Origin of the sequence: Mesorhizobium intechi (assembly GCF_002879535.1) — a bacterium.
GTDB lineage: Bacteria > Pseudomonadota > Alphaproteobacteria > Rhizobiales > Rhizobiaceae > Mesorhizobium > Mesorhizobium intechi.
The window spans coordinates 1-6,747 of sequence record NZ_PNOT02000310.1; the positions used below are offsets into that span (position 1 = coordinate 1).

The following is a 6,747-nucleotide window of genomic DNA, read 5'->3' on the forward strand; positions in this document are numbered from 1 at the left end:
GTCGTCGAATATCGCGCGAATAAACGCCGGCGGATTTCGGCGAACACTCGCTTTGGAGCGCTTCGCCACAGCGCCTTGGCCAAATAAGAAAACCCTAATAAACTGGCATGGGATCGGGGGATCGGGCGCCGCGGGGGAAGACACCAATTTCAGCAAGGCAATGGCCGAGCTCGCCGCCATGCGAGCACGCGGTGATATAGAGCAACCTGATTTCGAGAATGCGCGGGGACTTCTAAGGGAGAAGTACGGCATGGGGCCCGATCTCGATTCTTCCAGCACTCAACGACAAAGACATCTGAGCCAGGCAAGAGCGAACACCGCACCGTGCTCATGGAATATCGCGCGAAGAACGGTTTTGGTGGCTACAATGTTGGCTACGCGACGGGCTCGCTGAACTTTCCGATTGCACGATGACTGATTTCGGTTTGCTTACCCAATGAAAAGGGCCCGCCACCGTGAGGCAGCGGGCCGTGTCCAGGTAAGACCGATTGAGTGCCAGTGATAAAGTCGCGGCCATCCGCGCCCGAGGAGGGACACGTCAATGCATGGGGACGAGCGACGGCAACTTGTTCGGGATTTTCTGGCTCGACATAAGCTTGGGGCTATCAGCACGGTCCATCCGGATGGGTCTCCAGAGGCAGCCATCATACAGGTGACGCTGGGCGACGACCTCAACATTGTTTTCGACAGTTTTCCCGGAAGTCGGAAGCTGACAAACATCACACGAGACGGCCGGGTCGCCGTAGTGATCGGCTGGGACGAAAACGTCACGGTTCAAATCGAGGGGCTGGCCAGACCTGCAGAGGCACACGAGTTACGGCGGTTGCAAGATGTTCACGTTGCCAACTGTCCGCTTGAAGCAGAGTTTCTAAAGCAAGGAGCAAAACTGTTTACGATTTCGCCTCAATGGATTCGCTATTCCGATTTCAGGGGCGAGCCGATCGTTTTTGAGCTGGCCGGCGACTCGCTTGCAAAATAGGGGCAGCCCGGCCACCTGAGCAGCCGGGCCAAATTCCGCACCCTGCGGCTTTCAGCGGCGAGGCCAGCAACAGGCTTAGACTGTGCGGGATCGTGTCAAGAAGGGGCCTAAGCCTAGACGGCCGGGGAAGACGGTCTATCTCGTTGGACCTGGCAGCGTCCAGTTCGTATCGGGAGGAGCGCCGGGTTCTAAGCGCTAGCAGGGATGCCCCGCTTATTCGAGGTTGACAATCGCGTCGAGGATCGTGCGATAGAGGCTGTCCACCTCCTCGTCGATTTCGCCGCGCTTGATCCCTAACGCCTTCGCATCGGCGATCAGTTTGTGCGTCAGTTCGTCAACGGAAATGACATCTGCCTTCGTCGTCTCAGGGATGTTGTTGGCCAGCCATCGCTCCAGGAAGTTGATTCCGCGTGTGCTCATGACGCGATAAGCTCAGAGCTTATATTAGGTTCCGCTACTTGACGCGGTCGCCGGCCACACCAGAATCGTTGGCATGGGCCATGGCATCAACGTCGGCGATACCGTCGCGGTCACTGCAACCGTGCGCAAGCGGGTCACGGAAGACCGCGTGAGCGTTCTTATCCCTTCCTACGGTGAGCCGCACTCGATCGTTGACAGCACACCGCATATAAGCAGCGGGCAGAAGATCGAGCTAACCGGTGAAGTGCTTCGCGTCGACGAGGATACCGTCACGGTCGGCGGCAAGGATCTGGGCATCACGGTCAAACAGAGTGCTGTGCGGCTCGTCACCAGCCATGTGCCGCCGAAGCGTAAAAGGCCATTCGTCGACAAACCGAGGTAAGGATGAGGTTCCTACCGATTTGGGCGGTCCTCAGACATGACGTTGTAGAGCACACAACACGCCAATAGCGAGATGACCCCGCCTAAGAGGTCGTCCCCTGTCAGTCCGGAGAAGTAGACGAAATCAAACGCTAGTACGGACATTGCTCTACCCTTTGGAAAACCGACCAAGATAGAACCGTTTAGAACGCTCTAATGTTCCACTGTCAGAAGGGCCACGCCGCCGCTTGTTCTCCGCCGCCGTTGTCTATAACCGCCGCGCCGCCCATTCGCGTCCTGGCGGCTCGCTGTGGCCGCAAGGAAGCGTGCCGCTTTCCAGCCCTTGCCCAGACGCTCCACGCGTTAAGTCCCGGCTTATCGGCAAGGTTGAACGAAGCCCGCCCCAGACAGTTTTGCCCCCATCCCAGGCGGGCTGTGGAAGCTGATAGAGGCAGCCTCCGGCCTTGGCCCACGGGGATTAAAACCAAGGCCGATTCAGAACTTCATCCGGCGATGAATGTTCCAGCGTTAGCCAGCGCCGACCAGGTAGACCAAGGCGCTCCCAACCGCGGCCACTGACGCTCCAGCTATGAGCATGAGGCGGCGCTGCCGCTTGCGCCGATTAACGGGTGTCTTTCCGTCCGCCGCCGCAAGCGCACTGTAAATACGCTTTCCGTCCTCACCGAACCTCGAAGACGCTGACGATGTAGCCCGGCTTGTCGTTCATTGGCCGGCATCGGTGCTGTTGAGGCTGCACATGCGGATCAGCCAGCCTCCGCCAGCAGCCTGTTGCTCAAAAACGCTGAGTGAAGTTCCGTTTCCGGTCGCCTCACCCTCCGAATAGGCAGCGAGAGACCGTGCCAGTTGCCCGGATGCCCCCGCCTCTATTATCGCTAGTATCTTGTCGGGGGTGGCGTGTTGGGTCCAGACGCCATGCAGCGCCTCGATTGCCGCGCGGCCGCGAGCCGGCGGCGCATAGGGGGAATGCAATCCCGCGTCAGAGGTGAATACCGCCGCGCAACCGGCGGCATCCCCGGCCCGATAGGCCGCAACGTAGTTGTCCCACAGCTCCTGCAGTTCGTCGCGGATCGACATCATTTCCTCCCGGCAAGGCTGCTCCTTCATTTGTATGCTGCAATTACATTAGCATGAGCACATATATTGACCAGCCGGCGTCGCTATTGCTCACAAAACAGCCAGTCGGTTAGGCCCGGCGTCCTATTCACATCCCAATCTATAGGGTGCCGGGCCGCACTGCCGTGGAACCTCGGACGCCTGTTGGCCTACACAGCCGCGGGCGGCCGCGCCGGTCCTGTCAATGAATGGGCGGCCGCGAGTCCATTTGCATTTTTGGCGAATTGAATATGAGATGGTCGTGAAATTCCGAGCGGGGGCTCATGACCACAAACATCTTTCTGACCGCTATCGCGGCATTCTCGATACTCGTTCCGCTGTACTTTATCCTTAGGTGAGGCGTTAAGCTGCCTAGTTGGCATAACCAGCGCGCGTTTCCCTCTGGCGCTCTCCCGAGCGTCCTGGCGCCCGCCCATGGCCAGTCTCTGTGTCTCTGGCTACACCCTGCAATCTGCTTAACGCAGAAACCTCGCCGCTCCATTTGCGAAGCGGCGAGGCCTGCCCCAACCTCGCCCCGATTGCCGGACCCAACAGCCGGCTTTGCTGACAATGCAATTGTTGTGCCACCGACAATTGATCCATTACGGGACAGAAGGACCGGTCGCCGCAAGTTGCGCGGCCGCATCGTCCGGCCCGCTCGGGCGCCCGCGCGCCAGAGCGGCCAATGCGCTCCTGCGCGGCAGCGGCATCGCCGTAGCGCCGCCTCCTTGTCCCGCTCGCGCTCGAGGCGGCAACTTTCGGTAGGGTTGCCGTATCGGACTTTCGTGCAGTGAACCCTCTATTCGCCGAATATCTCAGCCGCCCTTGCCTTGAGTCCCGGAACAACCGCATCAACCATCTTATTAGCAAACACTTGTGTTCCTCATAGAGCCGGATCATTATCCAAACCATCAGGTCGCTGAAGGGGTAGAGCGCCATGGAACTGAGCTGCTGTGATCCGAGCGGGAGCATTTTTGCAGCACCCGCCTTGCTCAACCTCACGGCTGTTTTCATCATTCTGGCCGCCTTGGACGTTGCGCGGCTGATTGCAATGTCACGCGCGGATTCTGTCGACCAACTTCGGTTCGCGCCGATCCAAGGCGCAAGTTGAGGACTGTCGTTCCTTGCCTTCAGCAGTCATGCTCTCGACGGTGTGCGCTATAGCGAAGTTGTGGGGGCATCATCTTGTTCGTTGATTACTACGAACTCCTGGAAATCAGCCCGAACGCCAACTCGGAAACGATAGAACGGGTATTCCGCTATTTTGCCATGCGCTACCATCCGGACAATCAGGACACCGGCGATGAATCACGGTTCAGCGAAATCCTGGAAGCCCACAATGTGCTCAAGGATCCTGTGAAGCGCGCGCGGTACGACATCCAGCACAAAGACCATTTGAATCTGCGAACGGAGTTGGTTGGGGAAGCCAGCAACAACACAACCATCGAACGCGATGTCGCCATTCAAGCGAAATTGCTCTCGCTGCTCTACGTCAAACGCCGGCAAGACATAAACAATCCCGGCATTGGCGATACAGAAATCGAACGTTTGTCCGGCTGTCCACGAGAACATCTTGAGTTTCATCTCTGGTACCTGAAAGCCAAAGGCTGGATTGGAAGGATCGAGAATGGAACCTACGCGATCACCGTGGAAGGCATCGACCGTGCCAATTCCGAACATCGCCGTGACACCACAATAAGACTGCTGGACCATGCCGGCTGAAACGCGGAAGGTCGCGTCAGCGCCGTATGATTAGCCGCCGACCAGCGGCACGGTGACGGTTGTGGCGTAGTTGATCGGAAAGGTGTCGAGGTAAGGAAAATCGACGACGAAGGCATAGGTAGCGGTCAGATGTGCCATGCGGAAACCGCCGCTTGCCGGGTCGATGGCGATCGTCACGTTCACATCCTTCAAACCCAAGGCCTGCAGTTTCTGCGTGGCGATCGATTGGATGTCGGCCTGGGTCAGCGTGTTCTGAAGCTGCAGCGAGCGCGACGATGTCTCCAGTGTATAGCGCACGCTGGACACCGAATGCATCGACCAGCCCAAGGCAAAGATCCCGAACAGCAGTATGACGAGGAACGGAGCGATCAGCGCGAACTCCAACCCGGACCCGCCCGATCGATCTCGCCGGAAGGCGCTTCCTCTGGCGCAAGTCGAGGAAAAGCGTGAACCGGGAAAAGCGCGCAGCGCATTCGCTTGGGAATCGCGGCAGAACAAGGAGCTAGGGCGTTTCGCCATTTGCGCGAAGCGTTGAGACGCCCTAGCGAACACGGATCACCTCCAGATGGCCGATGGCGCTGGAAGCCGAGAAGACGCCGAAGGTGAAGGGCGGCGTCCAGGTGGCCGATGCCTGTATCTGAACATAGACTGACGGCACCTTTGGCCCGCTGCACAGAGTGGAGGCGTCGACCACGGTCGTCCCGCGACCTGGCCGTCGGCCGGCCGTTTCTCCCAGCTCGAAATGGCAACCGCCTGCGTCGCCGTATCATTGGTCGATCCTTCCATGATCAGGTTCGCGGCGGTCTTCACACCGGCGCGCATCGACAGGGAGCTCGTCACATAGGACCAGCCGTCGATGATACCGAGCAGCGCCGCGCACAGGAAAGGCAGGACCATCGCGAACTCGACCGCTGCAACACCCGTATCGTCGCCAAGGATCGGTTTTGATCGGCGCTCCACGGGCGCCTACTCGACCAGCGCGACGGACTGCGTCGCCGGAATGTCGCGCATCCCCAGGCTCGTGCAATCCTGGTTGATGGTTGAATTGCCGGACCATTGGATCAGGTCCGCAACCACTTGGGTACACCCATTCTTGCCGGAAAAATTCCCGAGATAATTCACCTGCTGCTTGGGGAAATACAGTGCGCCTGTCAGCAGCGAGCTCGCCGTGCCGTTGAAGGTGCTCTGCCCGCCGGTGCTCGTTCTGTCGCCATACATCAGAACGCCGGAATAGGTGCCGGACGTCGGCGCACTCAGGGAGACGGTGGCGTTGCCGTTCATCGAGACGCGCGAACCGCCGGCGAGGTAGATGGTGACGCCGTCACCGGAGACATTGGCATTCGCATTAACTTTGAAATCGCCACTCTGGATGACATAGACGCCGGGCTGCAGCGTGACGGTGCCGCTGAGGCTGAGCCCGTTGCAATAAGTACCGGGGCCAAGGGTGGATTTGTTTGCGTTCTGGCAGGGGTTCGAAGCCACGGGAGCGGGCAGGTCCGCGAATGGATCGGCGGCCGGCAGAGCCTGGGTGATGGGCGCCGCGCAGACGGTCGTCACGGGATTGCTGAGCGAGACACCACCCCCCGATATCAGGCAGTCAGCCTGCAGGCCCGCCGAGCCCTGCAGCTTGATGGCGTCCGAAGCAATCGAGTTGGACATCACCGAGCAGCCGATGACCTTCACGGTGGTGTTGCCTGAGAACAGCGCCGCCTGCGAAGCGGATGGATCGAGCGCCAGCATGCAGGCCTTTGAAGCGTTGGTGATCAGCGCCACCGCCCTCGCCTGCTCGGGCACCTGACCCTGCGTGAAGATCGAGGTGAACATCCGGTTGAGGTTCTGGGCGACGATGACCTCGACAGCCTTCTTCCCCGTATTCGGTCCGGACGCCGGTGGCGTGTTGACGACGATCGTGCCCGAGCCTAGCCCGTTCGTCGCTGCCGACTGCGTCGCGGCCCCGATGATCGTCGGCTTGTCGGAACCCGAGATCTGTTCGAGCGCGCCGGCATAGGCCGCGGCATCGGCCGTCGCCTGTAGTCTCAGGCTGTTGTAGTACCAGTAGGAGGTCTCCACGCCAAAGCCGGCCGCGCCGACGACGATCGGCAGGCTGAGGGCGAAGATGGTGGCAACATTCGCCCGCGTGCTCCGGCGTATAC

9 protein-coding genes are annotated in these 6,747 nt (G+C 59.7%); 4 read left to right on the forward strand and 5 right to left on the reverse strand.

Annotated features, from left to right (window positions below; genetic code table 11):
• Together C1D09_RS33525 and C1D09_RS26445 are read left to right on the forward strand one after the other, a co-directional pair.
• The coding region (locus C1D09_RS33525) for a hypothetical protein (RefSeq protein ID WP_208760431.1) at positions 1-394 on the forward strand (394 nt) is incomplete at its 5' end.
• A 147-nt stretch (positions 395-541) separates the two neighbouring features.
• Entirely contained in the window at positions 542-979 is a 438-nt protein-coding gene (locus C1D09_RS26445; protein ID WP_143977005.1) for a pyridoxamine 5'-phosphate oxidase family protein, read from the forward strand.
• A gap of 213 nt (positions 980-1,192) precedes the next feature.
• Here C1D09_RS26445 and C1D09_RS26450 read toward each other — a convergent pair whose 3' ends face one another.
• Entirely contained in the window at positions 1,193-1,399 is a 207-nt protein-coding gene (locus C1D09_RS26450; RefSeq protein ID WP_143977006.1) for a DUF768 domain-containing protein, read from the reverse strand.
• Between the two features lie 73 nt (positions 1,400-1,472).
• Between C1D09_RS26450 and C1D09_RS26455 the strand changes: the two genes are divergently transcribed.
• A complete protein-coding gene (locus tag C1D09_RS26455) occupies positions 1,473-1,781 on the forward strand; it encodes a hypothetical protein (RefSeq protein WP_143977007.1) in 309 nt (102 codons plus the stop codon).
• A 701-nt stretch (positions 1,782-2,482) separates the two neighbouring features.
• Here C1D09_RS26455 and C1D09_RS26460 read toward each other — a convergent pair.
• Positions 2,483-2,854 (reverse strand): YybH family protein, encoded by a 372-nt coding sequence (locus tag C1D09_RS26460; RefSeq protein ID WP_246135883.1) that lies wholly within the window; start codon positions 2,852-2,854, stop codon positions 2,483-2,485.
• 1,203 nt (positions 2,855-4,057) lie between these two features.
• Between C1D09_RS26460 and C1D09_RS26465 the strand changes: the two genes are divergently transcribed.
• Positions 4,058-4,594, forward strand: a complete 537-nt coding sequence (locus tag C1D09_RS26465) for a DnaJ domain-containing protein (protein WP_143977009.1) — start codon at positions 4,058-4,060, stop codon at positions 4,592-4,594.
• A gap of 30 nt (positions 4,595-4,624) precedes the next feature.
• On the opposite strand, the gene C1D09_RS26470 is transcribed toward C1D09_RS26465, so the two are convergent.
• From C1D09_RS26470 to C1D09_RS26480, 3 genes are all read right to left on the reverse strand, one after another.
• Positions 4,625-4,978, reverse strand: coding sequence for a TadE family protein (locus tag C1D09_RS26470; protein ID WP_246135884.1), 354 nt, complete (start codon positions 4,976-4,978; stop codon positions 4,625-4,627).
• Positions 4,979-5,135: 157 nt separating this feature from the next.
• Complete coding sequence (locus tag C1D09_RS33890) at positions 5,136-5,288, reverse strand: hypothetical protein (protein WP_246135885.1); 153 nt, start codon at positions 5,286-5,288, stop codon at positions 5,136-5,138.
• 272 nt (positions 5,289-5,560) lie between these two features.
• Positions 5,561-6,745, reverse strand: coding sequence for a TadE/TadG family type IV pilus assembly protein (locus C1D09_RS26480; RefSeq protein ID WP_143977010.1), 1,185 nt, complete (start codon positions 6,743-6,745; stop codon positions 5,561-5,563).
• Between the last annotated feature and the right edge of the window lie 2 nt (positions 6,746-6,747).